1 protein-coding gene is annotated in these 849 nt (G+C 66.5%); it reads right to left on the minus strand.

All coding sequences use genetic code 11. From position 1 onward, the window contains the following. Window positions 1-40: 40 nt before the first annotated feature. A partial coding sequence (locus FV220_RS25140) for a 2-oxo acid dehydrogenase subunit E2 (RefSeq protein ID WP_246689546.1) occupies window positions 41-849 on the minus strand: 809 nt, incomplete at its 5' end.

The following is an 849-nucleotide window of genomic DNA, read 5'->3' on the forward strand; positions in this document are numbered from 1 at the left end:
GGGTGATTGCCGGGCTGGGGGACGGGTCAGTGGATTCCGGTCACACCAGCATCCCCATCGGGTTCTCGATCAGGTTCTTGAAGGCCGAGATGAGTTCGGCGCCGAGCGCCCCGTCGAGCACGCGGTGGTCGCAGGACAGGGTGGCGGTCATCACCTGGACCACCGCAGGCGCGCCGTCCTTGACCACCACGCGCTTCTCACCGGCGCCTACCGCCAGGATCGAGGATTGCGGCGGGTTGATCACCGCCGTGAAGTGCTTGATGCCGAACATGCCGAGGTTCGACACCGAGGTGACGCCGCCCTGGTACTCTTCCGGCTTCAGCTTCTTGGCCCGCGCCCGGCCGGCAAAGTCCTTCATCTCGTTGGAGATGTTGGAGAGCGTCTTCTGGTCGGCCTTGCGGATCACCGGGGTGAACAGCCCGCCGTCGATGGCCACCGCCACGCCGACCTCGGCGTTGTTGAAGCGCAGGATCCGGTCCTCGGCCCAGACCGCGTTGGCGGCGGGCACGCGCATCAACGCGAGGCCCATCGCCTTGATGACGAAGTCGTTCACCGAGAGCTTGAACAGCGGCTTGCCGTCCTTGGTGGTGCCGGCACTCTTGTTGAGTTGTTCGCGCAGGGCCATCAGCGCATCGAGCTCGCAATCCACCGTGAGGTAGAAATGCGGCGCCACCTGCATCGCCTCGGTGAGGCGCTTGGCGATGGTCTTGCGCATGCCATCGAGGGGAACCTCCTCGAACGTGCCCTTCTGGTAGAATCCGCGCACCTGATCGGTGGTGAGCCCCTGTGCGGCGGCCTTTGGTGCGGGCGTTGGCGCAGCGGGAGCCGGAGCGGGCGCCGGCGCTGCGG

Source organism: Methylobacterium sp. WL19 (genome assembly GCF_008040005.1).
In the GTDB taxonomy this organism is placed as follows: Bacteria; Pseudomonadota; Alphaproteobacteria; order Rhizobiales; family Beijerinckiaceae; genus Methylobacterium; species Methylobacterium bullatum.